Source organism: Halorhabdus sp. CBA1104 (assembly GCF_009690625.1).
Classification (GTDB): domain Archaea; phylum Halobacteriota; class Halobacteria; order Halobacteriales; family Haloarculaceae; genus Halorhabdus.
Genome location: NZ_CP033878.1, coordinates 453,742 through 473,777 on the forward strand (window position 1 = coordinate 453,742; position 20,036 = coordinate 473,777).

The 20,036-nt window shown below is 60.9% G+C and carries 22 protein-coding genes and 1 tRNA gene; 18 read left to right on the forward strand and 5 right to left on the reverse strand.

Going from position 1 to position 20,036, the window contains the following annotated elements:
* The gene (locus Hrd1104_RS02385; RefSeq protein ID WP_154551243.1) at window positions 1-834 is read left to right on the forward strand and encodes a hypothetical protein; all 834 of its coding nucleotides are present in this window, start codon (window positions 1-3) and stop codon (window positions 832-834) included.
* Between the two features lie 39 nt (window positions 835-873).
* On the opposite strand, the gene Hrd1104_RS02390 is transcribed toward Hrd1104_RS02385, so the two are convergent.
* Window positions 874-3,126: a VWA domain-containing protein gene (locus Hrd1104_RS02390; RefSeq protein WP_195837614.1), complete on the reverse strand. Its 2,253-nt coding sequence runs from the start codon at window positions 3,124-3,126 to the stop codon at window positions 874-876.
* 157 nt (window positions 3,127-3,283) lie between these two features.
* On the reverse strand, window positions 3,284-4,051 hold the full coding sequence (locus Hrd1104_RS02395; RefSeq protein ID WP_154551245.1) for a DUF5781 family protein: 768 nt from the start codon (window positions 4,049-4,051) through the stop codon (window positions 3,284-3,286).
* Between the two features lie 286 nt (window positions 4,052-4,337).
* On the opposite strand from Hrd1104_RS02395, the gene Hrd1104_RS02400 reads away from it, so the two are divergent.
* Together Hrd1104_RS02400 and Hrd1104_RS02405 are read left to right on the forward strand one after the other, a co-directional pair.
* On the forward strand, window positions 4,338-6,527 hold the full coding sequence (locus tag Hrd1104_RS02400; RefSeq protein WP_154551246.1) for an elongation factor EF-2: 2,190 nt from the start codon (window positions 4,338-4,340) through the stop codon (window positions 6,525-6,527).
* 246 nt (window positions 6,528-6,773) lie between these two features.
* Entirely contained in the window at window positions 6,774-7,745 is a 972-nt protein-coding gene (locus Hrd1104_RS02405; protein ID WP_154551247.1) for an aldo/keto reductase, read from the forward strand.
* A gap of 23 nt (window positions 7,746-7,768) precedes the next feature.
* Here Hrd1104_RS02405 and Hrd1104_RS02410 read toward each other — a convergent pair whose 3' ends face one another.
* Window positions 7,769-8,440 (reverse strand): hypothetical protein, encoded by a 672-nt coding sequence (locus Hrd1104_RS02410; protein ID WP_154551248.1) that lies wholly within the window; start codon window positions 8,438-8,440, stop codon window positions 7,769-7,771.
* Window positions 8,441-8,780: 340 nt separating this feature from the next.
* On the opposite strand from Hrd1104_RS02410, the gene Hrd1104_RS02415 reads away from it, so the two are divergent.
* The 5 genes from Hrd1104_RS02415 to Hrd1104_RS02435 all read left to right on the forward strand — a co-directional run bounded on the left by Hrd1104_RS02415 (window position 8,781) and on the right by Hrd1104_RS02435 (window position 12,244).
* Window positions 8,781-9,311 (forward strand): amino acid-binding protein, encoded by a 531-nt coding sequence (locus Hrd1104_RS02415; protein WP_154551249.1) that lies wholly within the window; start codon window positions 8,781-8,783, stop codon window positions 9,309-9,311.
* Entirely contained in the window at window positions 9,311-10,264 is a 954-nt protein-coding gene (locus tag Hrd1104_RS02420; RefSeq protein ID WP_154551250.1) for a homoserine dehydrogenase, read from the forward strand. Before Hrd1104_RS02415 ends, Hrd1104_RS02420 begins: the two co-directional genes overlap by 1 nt.
* A 218-nt stretch (window positions 10,265-10,482) precedes the next feature.
* Complete coding sequence (gene tuf, locus Hrd1104_RS02425) at window positions 10,483-11,754, forward strand: translation elongation factor EF-1 subunit alpha (RefSeq protein WP_154551251.1); 1,272 nt, start codon at window positions 10,483-10,485, stop codon at window positions 11,752-11,754.
* Window positions 11,751-12,062, forward strand: coding sequence for a 30S ribosomal protein S10 (gene rpsJ / locus Hrd1104_RS02430; protein ID WP_199268329.1), 312 nt, complete (start codon window positions 11,751-11,753; stop codon window positions 12,060-12,062). The genes tuf and rpsJ overlap by 4 nt, the downstream gene beginning before the upstream one ends.
* 110 nt (window positions 12,063-12,172) lie before the next feature.
* A tRNA-Ala gene (locus Hrd1104_RS02435) sits at window positions 12,173-12,244 on the forward strand.
* A 379-nt stretch (window positions 12,245-12,623) separates the two neighbouring features.
* On the opposite strand, the gene Hrd1104_RS02440 is transcribed toward Hrd1104_RS02435, so the two are convergent.
* A complete protein-coding gene (locus tag Hrd1104_RS02440; protein WP_154551253.1) occupies window positions 12,624-12,812 on the reverse strand; it encodes a hypothetical protein in 189 nt (62 codons plus the stop codon).
* A 161-nt stretch (window positions 12,813-12,973) separates the two neighbouring features.
* Here Hrd1104_RS02440 and hisF point away from each other — a divergent pair, with 161 nt between their 5' ends.
* From hisF to nhaC, 3 genes are all read left to right on the forward strand, one after another.
* On the forward strand, window positions 12,974-13,789 hold the full coding sequence (hisF, locus tag Hrd1104_RS02445) for an imidazole glycerol phosphate synthase subunit HisF (RefSeq protein ID WP_154551254.1): 816 nt from the start codon (window positions 12,974-12,976) through the stop codon (window positions 13,787-13,789).
* Between the two features lie 77 nt (window positions 13,790-13,866).
* Entirely contained in the window at window positions 13,867-14,688 is an 822-nt protein-coding gene (locus Hrd1104_RS02450) for a hypothetical protein (RefSeq protein WP_154551255.1), read from the forward strand.
* A gap of 112 nt (window positions 14,689-14,800) precedes the next feature.
* Window positions 14,801-16,285, forward strand: coding sequence for a Na+/H+ antiporter NhaC (nhaC, locus tag Hrd1104_RS02455; protein WP_154551256.1), 1,485 nt, complete (start codon window positions 14,801-14,803; stop codon window positions 16,283-16,285).
* A gap of 1 nt (window position 16,286) precedes the next feature.
* On the opposite strand, the gene Hrd1104_RS02460 is transcribed toward nhaC, so the two are convergent.
* Window positions 16,287-16,571, reverse strand: coding sequence for a DNA-directed RNA polymerase subunit L (locus tag Hrd1104_RS02460; protein ID WP_154551257.1), 285 nt, complete (start codon window positions 16,569-16,571; stop codon window positions 16,287-16,289).
* Between the two features lie 148 nt (window positions 16,572-16,719).
* Between Hrd1104_RS02460 and Hrd1104_RS02465 the strand changes: the two genes are divergently transcribed.
* The 7 genes from Hrd1104_RS02465 to Hrd1104_RS02495 all read left to right on the forward strand — a co-directional run bounded on the left by Hrd1104_RS02465 (window position 16,720) and on the right by Hrd1104_RS02495 (window position 20,036).
* Window positions 16,720-16,899, forward strand: coding sequence for an HVO_2753 family zinc finger protein (locus tag Hrd1104_RS02465; protein WP_154551258.1), 180 nt, complete (start codon window positions 16,720-16,722; stop codon window positions 16,897-16,899).
* A 36-nt stretch (window positions 16,900-16,935) separates the two neighbouring features.
* Window positions 16,936-17,202 carry an elongation factor 1-beta gene (locus Hrd1104_RS02470; protein WP_154551259.1) on the forward strand — a complete coding sequence of 89 codons (267 nt, stop codon included), beginning with the start codon at window positions 16,936-16,938 and terminating at the stop codon, window positions 17,200-17,202.
* Window positions 17,203-17,251: 49 nt separating this feature from the next.
* Window positions 17,252-17,548, forward strand: a complete 297-nt coding sequence (locus Hrd1104_RS02475; RefSeq protein ID WP_154551260.1) for a 50S ribosomal protein L21e — start codon at window positions 17,252-17,254, stop codon at window positions 17,546-17,548.
* A 3-nt stretch (window positions 17,549-17,551) separates the two neighbouring features.
* On the forward strand, window positions 17,552-17,908 hold the full coding sequence (locus Hrd1104_RS02480; protein WP_154551261.1) for an RNA polymerase Rpb4 family protein: 357 nt from the start codon (window positions 17,552-17,554) through the stop codon (window positions 17,906-17,908).
* Window positions 17,909-17,993: 85 nt separating this feature from the next.
* Window positions 17,994-18,560: a DUF655 domain-containing protein gene (locus Hrd1104_RS02485; protein ID WP_154551262.1), complete on the forward strand. Its 567-nt coding sequence runs from the start codon at window positions 17,994-17,996 to the stop codon at window positions 18,558-18,560.
* Window positions 18,557-19,432, forward strand: a complete 876-nt coding sequence (locus Hrd1104_RS02490) for a 16S ribosomal RNA methyltransferase A (protein WP_154551263.1) — start codon at window positions 18,557-18,559, stop codon at window positions 19,430-19,432. Before Hrd1104_RS02485 ends, Hrd1104_RS02490 begins: the two co-directional genes overlap by 4 nt.
* A complete protein-coding gene (locus Hrd1104_RS02495) occupies window positions 19,425-20,036 on the forward strand; it encodes a HemK2/MTQ2 family protein methyltransferase (protein ID WP_154551264.1) in 612 nt (203 codons plus the stop codon). The genes Hrd1104_RS02490 and Hrd1104_RS02495 overlap by 8 nt, the downstream gene beginning before the upstream one ends.

The window sequence follows — 20,036 nt, forward strand, 5'->3', positions numbered from 1 at the left end:
GTGAGACCGGATCTCTCTCGCGAGGGAACGACACCCGGCCAAGACAACGCCGACACGTTCCATAGCTCGGTGACATCCAAGGCACAGAGTGACCGGGCTGTCTCTGATCTGGTTGGGTTCATTCTCACGTTTTCTATCATCATGACGTCGGTCGTCCTGGTCTCAACAGTTGGCTTCGCCCAGCTCGACGATTTCAAAACGAACCAGCAACTCGACAATGCTGAGAGTGCCTTCGAGATTTTCGCCAACTCCTTCGATTCGATCGAAGAGGGCGGAGCTATCATTCGCCAGGAATCACTGGATCTCTACCAGGGAACCATCGGTATCGAGCGAGGGTCGACGGCGACGGTGACGCTCAATCGAGCGAGCGGCGCCGATCGCTCTTTGACAGTCCCGCTGCACGCATTGGTGTATTCGAAAGGTTCAACGAACATTTCTTACGAGAGTGGCGCGACCTTTCGCGGGCGAGAAGATGGCGGAACGATCAACCAGCAGCCAGGCTTCGTCTGTACAGATAATGTGGCTGTGTTGTCGTTCGTGACGCTCCAGTCGCCAGAGACATCCGCGAGCGGTGGCGGCGCACTGGAAGTGACAGCGGCAGCGAACGGAACTGACCTCCTGTATCCGATCAATCAATCCGGTCGGGGGTCTGTGAGTGACGTTACTTCGATTTCAGTCTCGTTTGCCTCTGCGCGTGAAGATGCGTGGCTCGATCACTTCGACGAGGCAGCAAACTGGACGGTCTCGGGGCCAACAGCACAGTGTGGGGCTTCAGACTCGCTCGATCGAGTCTTCGTTCGGCGACAGAACGTGACGATCGAGTTTGATCGGTGACAGCCGAATCAGGCGTTTGGCTTGGGTTCTCCCGCCACTTCACCCCTCAATTCTGACATTATTGATATCGATGTCAACAATGCCGCTCGGTTTGGCGCTCTCCTCGCTCAGGCCAACCGTGTATAGCATCAACATGATATTGTCTGTCTCGCTATCGGCCTCCTGGGGAAAGTCGTAGGCGACAATCACTTGGTTACTTTCGAGCGTCAACCCGTTGGTCCTATTGTATAGGCCTCTATTTTTCATCACCGTGGTGAGGTTCGTTTGCCATTCAGACGTTTTCCAGTTGTTCGTCAGGTTATCTTCCAATAGGGTCGCATCCTCACTCGTAAACACAGTCACCTCATCCTCGCCCAATTCTTTCAATCCAGACTTGTTCATCCGCGCACATCGAGTCACTGGCGCTGACTCTGTCCCATCCGTACCATTGATGGCTGTCGTTTGACCTGTTGACACCCAATTATCACAACCCCAATCCGGGGGCTGTCCTGTCATCGCACTAAAGTTCACCATGTCTCCCTCGGAGACTGTGAACGCGTGGCTGAACGTCGACGGGGCGGTGGGATCATTGACGTTGAGGAACGTATTATTGCCCGTCGTGACGTTCGCGATGTCGTCGACGTTTCCGGTAATCTGTGGCGGATAGGCGGCTGTTTTACTCGATAGGTTCGTAGAGAGTGGGAGGTGTCCGACCTGTTTTGTACTCGTTATCTGTTGGCTGAGTGATTCAAATGCCGATTCTAACGCACTGGCATTTGCGGCGTAGTAGTATTCTCCGCCCCCGTTGAGTGCGGTTTGGTTGAGAAAGCCGGGATTGAGGTCACTCTCGCTCGATCCGAATCCGATCGTGAACACCGTCGTCCCGGAATTGTGTGCAAGTGTTGCGATTCGTTTCGTCGCATCATCAGGGCCATTTTTTATATTTCCATTAATATAGAAATCTTGATTCTGGTTATAGCCCTCATTTTTCCCATCAGTCAACATGACGATATACTTGTTACGAGAGGCGTTCGACCGCGTATTCAGGATCTCGTTCGCTCGCCTCATCCCCGTTGCCGTATACGTGTTCGAATTGTATGTTGTCTTATTTGTGGTCGAGTGAAATTTACCGAAGTCACCAGTTAATATACGACCATTCGATCGAAACGTGTGTGCCCTATACGGCCTGTTATACCCAGTACCCCTAAATCCAACGAGGCCAACCCGATCGCCGTCATCGAGATAGGTCGTGAAAGTTCGCATCGCCTGTCTGGCGTCTTCGTACTTTCGATCTCCGCCCGTGCCTGGTGAGGGATCTGCCATCGACCCGGACTCGTCGACGACGAACACCACGTCGAGTGGCGGTCGCGTTATGTTCTCAGCACTGGATATTTTCTGCACGGATCCGATCTCGATGTCGTCGGCAACCGGTTCCGCGTAGACTGTGTATGAGTTATTTGCGTCCTTGCTAACGGAGATCCCGTCACTCGTCACCGTCACATCGTCCATGTAGCTGGCATTGGTCACGTCGACGACGTTGTTCTTTGCGTCGTTCGTTCGCTCGGGTAACGCGCTTTGGTTCAGGCGGATCGTCGCCGTTTCGGTGCCATCGTTGACAACGAGGTAACTTCCACTCCCGGCTGGCGGCGACGATCGAGTATCGTACCCTGTTTCGCCCGCCAGATGTTCGCCCCACGCCTGGTACATATCGCTCTGGATCCGCACTGTGACGTTGTCGGGCCGCTGACAATCTCCCTGCAACAACTGGTTCATCGCTGTGGTCGAATCGGCCGCTGACGAAGTTGCGTTCAAGATAGCCTGGTTGTCCTCGGCGGCAACGCTACCGGTCATATTCGTCAGCGAGAGACTAACCTGTCCGTCCTGGACCGAGACAGTCGGTGGCGTTACGATCGACGCTGCCCCATTTTCCGAGAGCCGCCAGACGCCACCCGCTTCGTAGACGATCGTCGTCCCGGCCTCGTCTTCTAGCCGAATTGAATCGAGAGAGACGTTCGCTGAACAGGTTCCGTTGCCGTTGACTGTGACGTTCACGTATCCGCTGTCCGTGACAAGATCGGGCGATCGCTGGACCGTCTGGTCTGTTTCGGCGAACGAAAAGCCGACCGCGCGCGATTCGCTTGCGGTCGAGAGCGTTGCCAACCGGGAGTCGACCTCCTGCATCATCGTCTGGGTCGCCTCCGCATCCTGTTGTTCCTGCAGCCCGCCGATTGCAGACGCCCCAAATATCACGATCGCAACGGCCCCAGTCATGACGATGCCGACCAACAGGACGTAGCCGAGTAACTCGGACACACCCCGATCTGCACCCACATTCGACGCTATCAGCCCCCGGCGATTCATTGGTAGTGTACACATGGATCGCGTCGTAGAAGTATAAATGTATTCGAGACTGGCTAACGAGCCCACTGATCGTTCCGCTGCCACGCTTCGGTACTGTGTTGGGTACGTCTCAGTCAGCGCCAGCGGATTGGTCCGGCCGGCACCGCACTTGTGTGACGTACGTTTGTGTCAATTCGACCAGGGCAGACCGAAACTCACTCTCAGTCGGATCAGTCGAGAGGTCTCGAAATTGCTCTCGAAAGTACTCGAACCCGAGGTTTGGCGCATCTGTGGCGGCCGCCTGTGCCAAATCGTAGATCCGATGGTCCGGGTCGGCCAGTCCGTGACGCTCGACCAGTGCTACCGCAAACGCTGCGTTGACAGCGGTGATCTCGGGATCGTCGCTACCGCTCGACCGTTCCCACCCGACAGGCTCGCTGGGTCGGTCGATTAGTGCCCCCGCAAGCCCGGATTCGAAGAACCTCGCTAGCTTCGCTGTCGGCGATACGTCGATCCACACGTCGTCAGCGTAGATGTCTCGGGCGTGATTGATGATCTGATAGCACTGGGTGAGCGTTCGTCGCTCGACGCTTCGACCCGCAAGCGCGAGGAAGATAATTTCGTCCGTCGAAAGCGTATGTGATGGATGTCGCTGCTCGTGTTGGTGCATGTGGGCAAACTCGTGTAGCGTCAGCTCCCGTGCCATCACACTGGTCGCTGCCTGCTGGGAGATACTCAGGATGTGGCCATCCGAACCGTGACTGACGCGCGTCCGCTCGTCGGGATCTCGGTGAATCGACACGGACACGGGCTGGTTGAGGCCGTATTCGCTCTCAAAGATGTCTCGCGCCCCGTAGAACGGTTCGGCTGGGCCGGGACCTTCGACCACCAATTCCATGTGTATTGTTCACATGTTTTTGCGGCGTATGACTCTTCTGGCTCCGGCAGCGGCCGGTAGCGAGTTCCGTACCGCTCACCGATTCACTCTGATGTCCTGGCACTGTTGTTACGGTCGGTATTTCCTCTGTTTCGCCGTTCGCGCGTCTTCGATATGCTATCGGCCGAAATCCCGTTGGAAGGTCTTTACCGGTCGTCGTCTATCGAGCGTCCGTGTTCGTCTGTTATTCGCACGCTCACACGGAAACACTACCCTTTTACCGCACCTACCGGTAGAGACCGATATCATGGGCCGACGCAAGAAAATCGTACAGGAATGTGAGACGCTGATGGACAAACCGGAGCACATCCGGAACATCGCCATCGCGGCTCACGTTGACCACGGGAAGACGACACTCACTGACAATCTCCTCGCTGGCGCGGGCATGATCTCCGACGAGACGGCCGGCGAACAGCTCGCGATGGACACCGAAGAGGACGAGCAGGAACGTGGGATCACCATCGACGCGGCAAACGTCTCGATGACCCACGAGTACGAGGGAACCAACCACCTCATCAATCTCATCGACACGCCGGGCCACGTCGACTTCGGCGGGGACGTCACCCGCGCGATGCGTGCCGTTGACGGTGCGCTGGTGGTCGTCGACGCCGTCGAGGGCGCGATGCCCCAGACCGAGACCGTCCTCCGGCAGGCACTCCGGGAGGGCGTCAAGCCGACCCTGTTCATCAACAAGGTCGACCGCCTCATTTCCGAACTGCAGGAAGGTCCCGAAGAGATGCAAGAGCGTCTGCTGGGCGTTATCCGGGACGTCAACGAACTCATCCGCGGGATGACCGAGGAGATGGACGACATCGACGAGGACTGGACGGTCTCCGTCGAGGAGGGGACTGTCGGCTTCGGATCCGCACTCTACAAGTGGGGCGTCTCGATGCCCTCGATGCAGCGCACCGGCATGGACTTCGGCGAGATTATGGAACTCGAACGGGCCGACAACCGCCAGGAACTCCACGAACGGACGCCCCTCTCGAACGTCGTGCTCGACATGGTGTGTGAGCACTTCCCGAATCCCGTCGACGCCCAACCCCGTCGTATCCCCCGGATCTGGCGTGGTGACGCCGACAGCGAGGTTGCCGAGCAGATGCAGTTAGTCGACGAGGACGGCGACGTCGTCCTGATGGTCACCGACATCGGTGTCGACCCCCACGCTGGCGAGGTCGCCGCGGGTCGTGTCTTCTCCGGGACGATCGAGGAAGGCCAAGAGCTGTACGTCTCCGGGACGGTTGGCAAGAACCGCGTCCAGAGCGTCGGGGTCTACATGGGCGGGGAGCGCGAGGAAGTTGAGGAAGTTCCCGCCGGCAACATCGCCGCCGTGACGGGCCTAAAAGACGCTATCGCTGGCTCGACAGTTTCCAGCACGGAGATGACGCCCTTCGAGTCGATCGAGCACATCTCCGAGCCGGTCATCACCAAGAGCGTCGAGGCCCAGCGCATGGACGACCTGCCGAAGCTCATCGAGACACTCCAGCAGGTCAGCAAGGAGGACCCGACGATCGAGATCGAGATCAACGAGGACACTGGCGAGCACCTCATCTCCGGGCAGGGCGAACTCCACCTCGAAGTCGTCACCCAGCGTATCGAGCGCAATCAGGGCATCCCGATCACGACCGGCGAACCGATCGTCGTCTTCCGGGAAGCGCCCCAGGAGGAGAGCCGCGAGGTCGAAGGCATCTCGCCGAACCGCCACAACCGTTTCTACATCACGGTTCACCCGCTCGATGAGGACATCGTCGATGCGATCCAGCTCGGCGAGGCTTCCATGGACATGCCCGAACTCGAACGCCGTGAAGCCCTGCAGGAAGCCGGCATGGACAAGGATACGTCCCAGAACGTCGAGCACATCCACGGCACGAACGTGATCATCGACGACACGAAGGGGATCCAGCACTTGAACGAGACGATGGAACTCGTCCTCGAAGGGATGGAAGACGCCCTCAACGACGGGCCACTCGCGGCCGAGCCGGTCCAGGGCACGCTCATCCGTCTCCACGACGCGCGTCTCCACGAGGACGCCATCCACCGCGGCCCGGCCCAAGTCATCCCGGCAGTCCGCCAGGCCATCCACAATTCCCTGATCGACGCCGAAATCCGGCTGCTCGAACCGATTCAGGACGTCCGCATCGACGTGCCCAACGAGCACATGGGCGCGGCGAGTGGCGAGGTCCAGGGTCGGCGTGGCCGCGTCGACGATATGTACCAGGAAGGCGATCTGATGGTCGTCGAGGGTATCGCACCCGTCGAGGAGATGATCGGCTTCTCCTCAGACATTCGGAGCGCGACCGAGGGTCGGGCCTCCTGGAACACGGAGAACGCCGGTTTCCGCGTCATGGCCGACAATCTCCAGCCCGAGAAGATCACCGAGATCCGCGAGCGCAAGGGCATGAAGACCGAACTGCCAGAAGCGATCAACTACTTCTAGAGACCACCTGGTTTCCACCTTTTTACTTCGGTGGGTTCGCTGCGCGAACCCACCTCGCAAAAATCTGGACCAAAAACTTCCGAGCGCCGAAGGCGCTCGCCGAAACGACGGCGCAAGCGCCGTCGTATGCTTGAGGACAGCCATTTCGTCCATTAAGCTGAAACTCGACCCTACCCCCACTGTCTGTCCCTGTCTCGCCCTTCACGCCAGTAGATATATTTCATCGGACGTCGTGTGTCGTATGGCATGGAGTACACGACACTCGGTTCGACCGGGATGGAGGTTTCAAAGATCGCGCTGGGCTGTATGAGTTTCGGCAGCCAGGACGACTGGATGCTGGATGCGGAAGAGGGCAGGGAACTCGTCGAGCGGGCGATCGACCTGGGCATCAACTTCTTCGATACCGCAAACACCTACTCGTCGGGCGAGAGTGAGGAGATTCTCGGTGACGTCCTTGCTGATTACGACCGTGACGAACAGGTCGTCGCAACGAAGGTCCGGTTCTCTGGAGCCAAAGACCACCGGAATGCGGCGGGACTCTCTCGGAAGACCATCGAGCAGGAGTTAGACCACTCGCTGGATCGGCTGGGTATGGATACCGTCGACCTCTATCAGATCCACCGCTGGGATTACGACACACCCATCGAAACGACGCTGCGGGCACTGGACGATGCGGTCCGACGGGGGCAGATTCGACACATCGGGGCCTCCTCGATGTGGGCCCACCAGTTCCAGCGTGCGCTCCATATCTCAGACCGTGAAGGGCTGGCTCGCTTCGAGACGATGCAGGATCTCTATCACCTGACCTATCGGGAGGAAGAACGCGAGATGTACCCGATCACGAACCGCGAGAACATCGGGGTCATTCCCTGGTCGCCACTCGCAGCCGGGTATCTCACCCGTCCGCACGACGAGTTTACCGAGACCGCGCGCGGCGAGCACGAGATCGATTACGGAACGCCCTATCACGAAGGCCCGGGCAGCGAGGAGATCAACAACCGCGTTGAGGAGCTTGCCGACGAGAAGGGCGTCTCGATGGCCCAGATCGCCCTGGCGTGGCAGTTCCAGAACGAGTACGTCGACGCGCCGATCGTCGGCGTCTCCAGCATCGACCATCTCGAAGACGCAGTTGAGGCCTTAGACATTACGCTGAGTGACTCAGATATCGAATACCTCGAAGAGCCGTACGAGCCGGTGCCGGTGTTCGGCCACGAGTGACCAAGCGGCTGGATGAAACCGGATCACAGCAACGAGCGTACTTTTGCGGCAATTGAACCTCTCAGCGAGCGCTGTTCGCTGAAAAACTGTGCCCGGGAACGGCGCCACAGGTAGGCCCCCACGATACCCAGATTGTAGAACGGAAGGGCGGACAAGGTTGCCCACACTGACGGCACGCCGTCCCAGTCGCTGTGAGTCTTGACGTATCGAGCATCCGTATAGACGAAATACGGAAAGATTCCGATCGTCATGAGGACGAAAAGCGGCCAGGCTATCGTTTCCACACTCGGGACGGTCGCCAGGATTCCGATGCACCCGGTAATGATGCCTACCCCACCGAGTATCTCCGCTCGGCGATCACTCCCGAGGGGCGTCTCCTCGGGTGTGACAACCACAGCGTGAACGCCCTGTCGTTCGACAAAGACTGTCTCGCCATAGAGGTTCGGTAACTCGATGTCGAGTGTGTCGAGCAACCTGGACAGCCCTGTCTCGCTATCGCCGGTGGGCCAGGCAAGATAGGCGGTGGCTGTTTCCATCCCGAAATCAAGTGTCAGGGCAATTGCCGTCGACGGGTCTCCTTCGAGGGGGTATGTCTCGGGAACCTCCCCGGCCTCGACGTGCTTTGCGTCGGTAACGACTGCGCGTCGCGGTTCGTCAGACGAGCCGCCAGGTGGGCGCTCGAAGTCCTCGTCCAATTCGTGGAATCGTGAAATGGCATCATCAGCTTCTGACTCGCCTTTCGTGGGGCTGGTCGGGCTTTCGAATTCCGTTCGTTCGGTAGTAGCACTGTCGACCGTAGTTGCGGAGGTAGAGTCGCCGCTGTGGGGGTTTCTGCCGGCACTTCGACGGTCTGTTCGTCTTCTGCCACAGTGTTTATTCGATGTCATATGTGTAAATTCTGTCGATGAACCGAAAGAGTCACCGTGAACGTGATCGAGCAGTCGTGTTCAAGAGATACTTATACCTCCCCGCCTGTGAATCGGATACGATGTACGCGCCCAGACACGCGTCTTCGCCAGTCGAGGTGAGTCTCAGATGAGCGATCCCCAGGACGAAGTCCGGGCGTACACAGTTCGGCTCGAACTCGTCGACGAACCCGGAGAACTCCTCCGGGCGCTGTCGCCCATCGCCGAACACGGCGGGAATCTCCTCAGCATCTACCACGAGCGCGGGAACCTCACCCCGCGTGGGCATATCCCCGTCGAGGTCGATCTGGAAGCGACGCCCGATCGGTTCGACGGGATCGTCGATGCTCTGCGGGACGCCGGTGTGAACGTTATCGAGGCCGGCCAAGAGCGTTACAGCGAGGAACTGACGGTCCTGTTGGTCGGTCACCTCGTCGACACCGACCTCTCAGATACGCTCTCCCAACTCCGGGCTGAGAACGGTGCCGTGGCCGACCTCTCGCTGTCCGCGCCGGAGGGCGTCGAGGAAGCTTCGAGCGCGCGACTCCGGTTACAGACCGAACAGGGGGCTGTCGAGGATACCCTCAATGCGGTGCGATCCGTCGCCGAGGAGAAGGATTTGCGCGTCGTCGAGCCCCTCGCACCCGGGGGTGAGGCCTGATGGACCTCGCGATTATGGGGACCGGCACGGTCGGTAGTTCCGTCGCCGAACTCGCCGCCGAGTACGGCCACACGGTCACTGCGATGGCCAACGTCGATGCCGCAACCATCGACCCCGACGGCGTGGACGTCACCGCGGCACTCGATCGCCAGCGGACCGATGGGATGGCCCACCTTGGCGACGGCGATCCCGACGAGCTGCTGGCGGCCGAGTACGACGCCCTGATCGAGGTGACGCCTGTCACGCTAGGCGACGCCGAACCCGGATTTAGCCACGTCGAAGCCGCTCTCGAGCAGGACAACCACGTCGTGCTGGCCAACAAGGGGCCGATGGCCGAACGGTACGCCGACGTGCGCGCCCTCGAACGGCAAAGCGCGGGCAGCGTCCGCTTCGAGGCGACCGTCGCCGGCGCGATCCCAGTTCTCTCGACCATCGAGGATTACGGGCCTGGCACGATGACGGCCGTCCGGGGGATCCTCAACGGAACGGCGAACTTCATCCTCTCGCGGATGGCCGCCGAGGGGCTGGACTACGAGCACGTCCTCGCCGAGGCCCAAGATCTTGGCGTCGCCGAGACGGACCCCTCCTTCGACGTCGAGGGGACTGACGCCGCGCTGAAGTGCGTGATCCTGGCGAACGTCCTCGCGCAGGGCGACCGAGCGTACACGCTCGAGGATGCAACTGTCGAGGGTATCAAAGACGTCCCAGGGAGCGCGCTCGAACTCGCCCGCGAGGACGGCCGGACGATCCGGCTCGTCGGCGAAGTGGCCGACGGCGAGGTCCGCGTTGGCCCGCGACTCGTCCCAGAGCACAGCGAACTCGCGGTGACGGGCACGACGAATATCGTCCAACTCGAGACCGAAAACGCAGGCCGGCTCAACCTCTCGGGCCGTGGCGCGGGCGGTCCCGAGACAGCGACTGCCATTCTCTCGGACGTCGGCCGGCTCGAGTGAACACGCTCGATAGAGGACGATCATCGATATCATCAGAAGACACTCATTTGCTTCAGACGGGGCCACCGGCTCGAACAGACCAACGACTGTGGCCCGTACCGTGGGACGCGTTCGCAAACTACCCGACACAATCGGGTCGCGATTTGTGGCGTATCGAAACCGTTTTAATTACTTCTGCCGAACGATTGCGACACAGCGCCTCTGCGCGTGAGATTACAATGAGTGAGGACATAGCGCACCAGAACCTCGCCATCATCGGACACGTCGACCACGGGAAGTCCACTCTCGTCGGTCGCCTCCTGTTCGAGACCGGCAGTGTTCCGGAGCACGTCATCGAGCAGCATCGAGAAGAAGCCGAAGAGAAGGGCAAAGGCGGCTTCGAGTTCGCCTACGTGATGGACAACCTCGCCGAGGAGCGCGAGCGCGGGGTCACCATCGACATCGCCCACCAAGAGTTCGACACTGACAAGTACAACTTCACGATCGTCGACTGTCCCGGCCACCGGGACTTCGTGAAGAACATGATCACGGGCGCGTCCCAGGCCGACAACGCCGTGCTCGTGGTCGCCGCCGACGACGGCGTCCAGCCCCAGACCCAGGAGCACGTCTTCCTGGCCCGTACGCTGGGCATCGACGAGCTCATCGTCGCCGTCAACAAGATGGACCTCGTCGACTACGAGGAATCCCGCTACCGGGAGACCGTCGAAGAGGTTACGCAGCTGCTCAAGCAGGTCCAGTTCAACACGGACAACGCCAGCTTCATCCCGACGTCGGCCTTCGAGGGCGACAACGTCGAGACCCTCAGCGACAATACGCCGTGGTACGACGGGCCGACGATTCTGGAGTCCCTCAACGACCTCCCCGAACCCCAGCCGCCGACGGATGCGCCGCTGCGGCTGCCGATCCAGGACGTCTACACCATCTCGGGCATCGGGACTGTCCCGGTCGGTCGAATCGAGACCGGCGAGATGTTCCCCGGTGACGACGTGACCTTCCAGCCCAGCGACGTGGGCGGCGAGGTCAAGACCGTCGAGATGCACCACGAGGAAGTCGACAGTGCGGGCCCCGGCGACAACGTCGGATTCAACGTTCGTGGCATCGGTAAGGACGACATCCGTCGCGGCGACGTCTGTGGCCCGGCTGAGGAGCCGCCGTCGGTCGCCGAGACCTTCCAGGCGCAGGTCGTCGTCATGCAGCACCCGAGCGTGATTACCGCCGGCTATACGCCGGTCTTCCACGCTCACACGGCACAGGTTGCTTGTACGATCGAGTCTATCGACAAGAAGATCGATCCCTCCTCCGGCGAAGTCGCCGAGGAGAACCCCGACTTCATCCAGTCGGGTGATGCGGCGGTCGTCACTGTTCGACCGCAAAAGCCACTCAGCATCGAGCCGTCGAGCGAGATTCCCGAGCTCGGCAGCTTCGCCATCCGTGACATGGGCCAGACCATCGCGGCTGGCAAAGTGCTCAGCGTCGACGAGCGCGAATAATGCAGCAGGCACGCGTCCGTCTGGCGGGGACGAGTCCCGAGGATCTCGATGCCATCTGCGATGAAGTTGGCGAAATCGCGAACAAGACTGGCGTCGAGCTTTCCGGTCCCGTCCCGCTACCGACGAAGACGCTTGAGGTTCCCGCGCGGAAGTCACCTGACGGCGAGGGGACTGCGACGTGGGAGCACTGGGAGATGCGCGTCCACAAACGGCTGATCGACATCGACGCCGACGAGCGCGCACTCCGTCAGCTGATGCGTATTCAGGTCCCCAACGACGTCAGCATCGAGATCGTCCTCGAAGACTGACTGCGATCCGGCACCATCGGCGTAGTCGGCCCGTCGTGAGGACGTCAATCGCTCTCACGCGTACGCGGGATCGTCGCATTCAACTATCCCCGTCCGCGAACTCTCAGCGCGGGCTCGTAGATCAGTGGCAGATCGCTTCCTTCGCAAGGAAGAGGCCCCGGGTTCAAATCCCGGCGAGTCCATGACGCCCTTTCATCCTGGCGAACTATTGTGATCGGTTTACCTAGCGAACGACGGAGTTATCCCAATCAGCGCCACTGCTCCCGAAGTCGGATACCTTCTCTAATCGACCAGCCTCGTCTACAGAAGGCACCCAAGATTGCCTATCGTTGTATATCGGCCGCGAAGCATTACTGAGCGGAGTTGGACGTTCATCTCCGATGATGCGAGTGGGATGAGGCCAAGTGGACGGTAAATGGTGGCATTGCCGCGAATCGACAGTTTCCAGGTCGCTTATCGCTGATGGGAATTCGGTTGGGTTCGTCGATACGCTGGAGACTGAACAGTTGCATCGAATCTACCACTACCGAGGAGTGGCCCAAGCGAGACCGTCCGTGCTCTTTAGGCGGCCAGCACAGGGAGACCGATCGTCAACACGAGGCCGACGATAGCGACTGCCCATCCCATTGCGACCTGGCTCGTCGTGTACGCACTCTGGGGGGCAGTACTCCTGTACGGTGGCTCTTGTGCCGGGGGCGTGGGGTTGTTCGGGTCGTACGCCGGGCGGTCTCCGTCGTGGTCGTCGGCCATACGTTTGCGTTCGCGTAGCGAGCACTTCGACTTACCGGAACGAGCAACGTCGGGATGGTTTCTTCGTCGTGAGCAATCGGATGTCGTGTGAACCTATTCAGACCGAGCTGAGGGCGTTCGTGCGGATTACTTTTGACCGTGCCCCGTATAACACGAGCCAGATGACGCTCACCAAACGGATCATTCCGTGTATCGATGTCGACCTCGACGAGGACGGCAATGCAGCCGTCTATACGGGTGTGAACTTCGAAGACCTCCAGTATACGGGCGATCCCGTCGAGATGGCCAAGCGGTACAACGAGGCGGGTGCCGACGAGTTCGTCTTTCTGGACATCACCGCCAGTGCCGAGGGGCGGGCGACGATGCTCGAAACCGTCGAGCACGTCGCCGACGAAGTGTTCATCCCCTTGACCGTCGGCGGAGGGATTCGGACTCGTGGGGACATCAAAGAGACGCTGCGGGCCGGCGCGGACAAGGTATCGATCAACACCGGTGCGATCGAGAACCCGGGTCTCATCGAGGAAGGGGCGACCGCTTTTGGCAACCAGTGCATCGTCATCTCCGTCGATGCCAGGCGGCGCTACGACGAACAGGGCGAACACTACGAGCGAGTCGATGGGGAGTCCGTCTGGTTCGAGGCCACTGTCAAGGGCGGCCGCGAGGGGACGGGAATCGATGTTATCGAGTGGGCCAGGGAAGCCGAACAACGCGGTGCAGGTGAGCTATTCGTCAACTCGATCGACGCCGATGGGACCAAGGACGGCTACGACATCCCGCTGACGCAGGCGGTCTGTGACGCCGTCGACACGCCGGTGATCGCGTCTTCGGGCTGTGGTGGACCCGAAGACATGTACGAGGTATTCACTGAGGCCGGCGCAGATGCGGGACTCGCGGCTTCGATCTTTCACTTTGGCGAATACTCGATCGAGGAAACCAAACAGTACCTCGACGAGCACGAGGTACCGGTCCGGCTGTGAACGAGTGGCTCGACAGACAGGGTGGTGCTGGGGTGGAAGTCACGAGAGTTTTGTACGTGTAAGTCGGCCGTACGGACATGAAGTGGCGCTGTCCGCAGTGTGGCAAACCACACGAGCGGAACGATCCGCCGTGTGATAACTGCGGACATCACAATTTCGAGCGGGCCGTGGTCCCCGAGGCACCGAACAGCGACCGGGAATCGTTTGTCTGGGTCTGTGCGGAATGTGGCCGACAGCACCAGCGTAACAACCCACCGTGTGCCCGCTGTGGACACGGGATATTCGAGAAACAGCCCCTCGAAGCCGAGGAGATCAATCTGTCGACGCGTGGCTACCTCGATCTGATCGGCCGGGTGGAACTAGCAGCCATTGGCGTGCTGATCGGATTACTCGCCGTCGGCGCGCTTGCGATCACCGGAGTCGTGACGGTGCCCGGACTCACGCCCCAGGGGCCGCCGACCGTCGAGAACGTACCCGGCAACGCCACTGCGGCTGACGGACTGTCTCTGGGGGACGTCGAGACTGCGTATCTGGCGGGACTCAACGACCGCCGTGGGGCCGCTGGGAGTACCCCGCTCGAGCGGGCCGCGACGCTCGATGCGGTCGCCACGTACTACAACCAGCACCGGGTCAAGTCCGTCTACGGGGACGGCACGCTACCCGCACGTGACGAACTCGAGGCAAACTTCGCTGTCCAGTGTCGGGCAAGCATCTACTCCCTCGGACCGGTCCAACCGAACTGGACGTCCGTCGATTCGCCGGCAGCACTCGGTGAAACGCTGGCTACCGACCGACTGGTAGATGAAGCTGGCACCGTCCAGCGAACAGCGAGTCGGACGGGTATCGACATGCATCGCGCGCCGGATGGCACGCTCTTCGTTACCCAGGTTATCTGTTAACCAGTCATCGAAGTCACACGCAAAAACTAGCAATACATATAACTGGTCAATCGGCTGACCGAGTGCAAACGAATAGAAACATCCATACAATACTTCGGAAAACGTTGCCTGAATGCCGTCGTTATCTTACGAACCGGTCACGTACGAGGAACTGTCGCCCGATCGACGACCCACTCTCACCCAGGCGCTCGTCCCGATCGGCGTCATGCTGGGATTACTCACGCTGTGGATGGTTTTCCTCCCGATCGAAGAGCCCAGTCCGCACATGCCGCTGCTGTGGAGTGGCACGTTTACTGGCCTGATCGGGTGGTACTGGTTCGACCGCAGTTGGGAGGAACTCTACGAGGGGATCATCGACGGCCTCCAGATGGGTATGCAGGCAATCTTGATCCTGATGATCGTCTACATGCTCATCGCATCCTGGATCGCAGCGGGGACGATCCCGACACTGATCGTCTACGGGTTAGAAGTGCTCACTCCGTCGGTGTTTTTGCCTGTCGCGGCCGTGCTGGCCTTCGGAACTGCGTTTACGGTCGGCTCGTCTTGGACGACCGCTGGGACACTCGGGGTGGCCTTCATCGGGATCGGGACCGGGCTGGGTATCCCGGAACCGATGACGGCTGGGGCCGTTCTCAGTGGGGCCTACACTGGCGATAAGATTTCGCCGCTGTCGGATACGACGAACCTCGCGGCGGCCGTAACTAACACCGATCTCATGGACCACGTCAGCGCGATGCGTGTCGGGACCGGGGTCGCATTCGGCCTCTCGGTACTCGCTTATGCCGTGCTGGGCCTGCAAGCAGGGGGTGAGATCCCAGTCGGGCAACTCGAGACGATCATCACGGGACTCGAAGGCTCGTATACGATTTCTGCGCTGACGTTCGTCCCCTTCGTCGTCGCGTTTGCACTCGCATTGCGTGGCCATCCGGCGATCCCCGCGCTGTTGGCTGGTGTCTTCGTCGGTGCTGGGACGGCCGTGGTCGTGCAGGGACTCGCGCCGGTCGAGGCCTGGCAGACGATCCACTTCGGGACTGAACCCGCGACCGGCGTCGAGTCGATCGACAAGCGGCTCGCAGTTGACGGCCTCTCGGGGGCGATGTGGGTCATTTCACTGGTGATGATTGCACTGTCGCTGGGTGGCATCTTCGAACGGACCGGCATCTTGGCAGTCCTCGCCCACGGGCTCGCACGAACGATCCGCGGGGTCGGGAGCCTCACGATCGGGACGGCCGTCTCTGCGTTCTCGATGAACGTGCTGGCGGCCGAACAGTACATGAGTATCGTCGTCCCGGGATTGACGCTGCGAAACCTCTACGACGAGTACAACTTGGACAGTTCGAACCTCTCCCGGGCGATCGAGGCGGCCGGCACGACGACCAGCGCACTGATCCCGTGGACGACCGGGGGTATCTATATGGCTGGCGTGCTCGGCGTCCCGACGCTCGAATACGCGCCGTACTATCTGCTCGGCTTTCTCTCACCGCTCGTGTTGATCGTGATGGGCCTGACTGGCTGGCAGATTCGATTCCAAGAACACGCCGGAGAATCTGCTGGGCCGTCAGTAGCCGACGTCCAGCCGAACGTCGACGACAATTGAATTACGCTGCAGTGTCGTAGGCCGTTTCGAGGGCGTCGGCTTTCTCGACGACGCGTTCGGCCCCCGTCTCGAGGGCGTCCAGGGCATCGGTGTCGTCGTCGGTCTTGATCGTGAGAATGGGATCGGTCTGTCCACCGGACTGCTCGGGATTCATGTCGTAGGTCGCGGCGGCAACGCCGTCGGTTTCGAGCAACGCGCCTTTCAGTACGTTCATGAAGGTGTGATCCTCGCCTGCGACCTCGATCGATAGGGAGGTGTCGCCCTTTTCGATGACCCGTAGTTCCATGCCCGAACCTACGGCCTCGCGCGCATCAACGTTACGCTACAGGACCGAATGCTGACCCGATGCGGGCGGTTCGACGGCCCGGGAGAGCCTTCCAGGGGATCGAGACGGCTTGGTAAGGGTTAAACGTCGGGACCGGAAACAGGACGGTATGAGCGAGAGCCAACAGAAACGGACGCAGAAGTGTGTCTCCTGCGGGATCAACATCTCGGGGACCAACGCCGCTGCGTTCGACTGTCCCGACTGCGGACGCCGCATCTACCGGTGTCCGACCTGTCGCAAGCAGAGTACGCTGTACGAATGTCCCGAATGCGGGTTCACGGGCCCGTAACGACACGCACATAACTACCTACCGCAAGTCATACCCATGGGAAAAGTAGCAGCCGCGATCAAGGTGATGCCGGAAAGTCCCGAAATCGATTTGGACGCCCTCGAGGACCGCCTCGAACAGTCCCTCCCCGAAGGCGCAAAGATCAACGGGTTCGACCGCGACGACGTCGCGTTCGGCCTCGTCGCGCTCATCCCGACGGTCGTCGTCCCTGACGACGCTGGCGGGACCGAGGCCGTCGAGGAGGCCTTCTCTGACGTCGAAGACGTCGAGAGTGTCTCCGTCGAGGACGTCGGCCGCCTGTAGGGCCGGAACGCACGTTTTATAAGTCCAACCGGATTATCGAACTCCAAGAATGCCCAGTTCGAACGGACCACTCGAAGGCACGCGTAACAAGCTCAAAAACGACCCGCGAGAGCGCGGCACCTCGCCGCCGGACCAGGCTGTCGAATCGTTCGACATCGGCCAGAAAGTCCACCTGGCGATCGACCCCAGCGTCGCTGACGGCCGATTCAACCCGCGATTCTCGGGCCATACCGGCGAAGTTACCGGTGAACAGGGGAAAGCCTACAAGGTGCAGATCAACGACGGCGGCAAGGACAAGACCATCATCGTCAAGCCCGCACACCTGCGCGCACAGACCGAGGACTGAGGGATGACGATCTTCAAGGAGAAGCTCAACGAGGAGTTTCTCACCTTCGCCGAGGCGAAAGAACTCCTCGTAGACATCGAGCACGAGCGTGCGGCCGACGAAGACCGGGAGATGCGCTACGAGCTGACCCGCGCGATCGAGCACGTCAACCGCTTTGCGACACTCGATCCCGAGGAGTCCCGAGAGTTCGCCGAGGAGTTGCTCGACCTAGAGAAAGTCGACGAGCCGACCGCCTACAAGATCGTCAACCTCCAGCCACGCGACCGGGACGAACTCCGTGCGATCTACGCCCAAGAGCGATACACGCTGGACGGCGACGAACTCGACGCGATTCTCGACGTGGTCGCAAAGTACGTCTGATTCCCTGCCGGCAACGGGATCCGGCCGTCGCGATGCCCGGCAGGCCCGCGTGATTTTAAGTGCCCCCTCACCGTAGCGATGGGACATGAGTACCGACGGAAGCGACTCGGATCCTGGCCGGGCCGTGATTCTCGATCATCTCCCACACGGTCGTTCGGAAGACGACCGCCCCCAATACCAGAAACAACCCCTCGCCTACGCGGTAACTACCGAGAACTTCCGGCTGGTCGAGTTGACCTTGCTCGCAGACGCGAGCCTCTCGATCGGCGACCGAATTTCCATCGAGACGGATATGATCGACGTCATGCGGGACGTCGAGTACGAGGATCTCTCGGGTGGTGCACAGTCAGAACTGGACTACGCCATCGAGGAAGTCATCGAGGACAACGAGCAGCGCTTCGTCGATTTCTTCAACGACGCCCAGCCGATCACGACCCGCCTTCACGCGCTGAACCTCCTGCCGGGGATCGGCAAGAAACTCCGGAACACGATCCTCGATGAACGAAAGCGCAAGCCATTCGAGAGCTTCGCGGAACTGGCAGACCGCGTTGGCGGTCTGCACAACCCACAGGAGGTACTTGCTGACCGGATCATGGACGAGATTCGTGAAGAAGACCTCAAATATCGGACGTTCGCCCGGCGCGAGGAATGAACGACGGTACCGAGAGCGATCCGACGGCAAGCGGACACCGAGATCCGGACGCGCTGCTCGCCCGCGCCGGGGCCGCTGGCAATCCCGACCGCGACCAGCACTTCCTCGTCGACGATCGGGTCCTCGACCGGATTCCGACCTACGCGAGGGAGGCCGCTGTCGATTGCTCGCACGTGCTGGAGATCGGCGCCGGGAATGGCGCACTTACCGATCGACTACTCGCCGTCGCCGATCGTGTGACGGCAATCGAGCGCGACCCCGATCTGGCGACGTTTCTCCGCGAGGAGTTCGCCGACGCGATCGGCGAGGGTCGGCTGACGGTCATCGAAGGCGACGCCCTCGAGGTCGAACTGCCCGCATACACTGCGTCGATCTCGAATCTGCCCTACGGTGCCTCCAGTGAGATCCTCTTCAGGCTGCTCCCGGACGGCAACCCACTGATCGCGATGGTCCAACAGGAGTTCGGAGAGCGGATGGCCGCCGCGCCGGGAACCGACGAGTACGGCCGACTGTCGGTGACGGCGGGCCACTACGCCGACGTCGAACTCGTCGAACCGGTCCCGCCAGAAGCATTCTCGCCGCCACCAGCCGTCGACAGCGCGATCGTTCGGGCACTCCCGGGCGAGCCCGACTACACCGTTCCCGACGACGCATTCTTCCTGGACTTCGTGAAGGCGGTGTTCACCCAGCGACGCAAGACCGTCCGGAACGGGATCCGGAATACGGCCCACATTTCCGGGTTGGACGATCCCGGCGCGGTCGTCGAGGCCGCCGACGAGGAACTGCTGAGCAAACGGGCCGGCAAGCTCCCGCCTGCCGAGTTCGCCCAGTTGGCAACCCTGGCGTACGACGTCGGCCTTAACGATGACTGACGACGAGGCGTCGACCGAACGGGACGACGATCGCCCGGCCCTGGCCGAACAGCGCAGCGTCGATTCGGTTTACGGGGCAAGCGAGGACTCCCACCTACTTGCGGAGGCCGTCGTCGAGGCGGTCGAAGCGGGCGAGCGCGCTCTGGATGTGGGGACTGGCTCGGGCTATGTCGCCGCTGCACTCGCCGAGGCTGGCGTCGACGTGGCTGGCACGGACCTGAACCCGGCAGCCTGTCAGCAGGCACGCGAAGTGGGGATTCCGGTCGCGCGCGCGAACCTGCTCGATCCGATCCCCGCCGATGCGGTGGATGTGGTGGCGTTCAACCCGCCGTATCTGCCGGCCGACCCCGACACGGACTGGGGCGACTGGATGCAAACGGCCCTCTCGGGTGGTGAAGACGGGCGTGCCGTGGTCGATCCATTCCTTACAGATGTCGCACGGGTGCTTCGGGAGGGTGGACGGGCGTTCCTGCTCGTCAGCAGCCTCACCGGGATCGAGGAGGTTCGCGATTTTGCTAGAGAGCAGGGCCTCGGCTCGTCGATCGTCGCCGAGGACTCTTTCCCTTTCGAGCGGCTGGTCGTTTTGCGGTTGGCCCCCGATTGA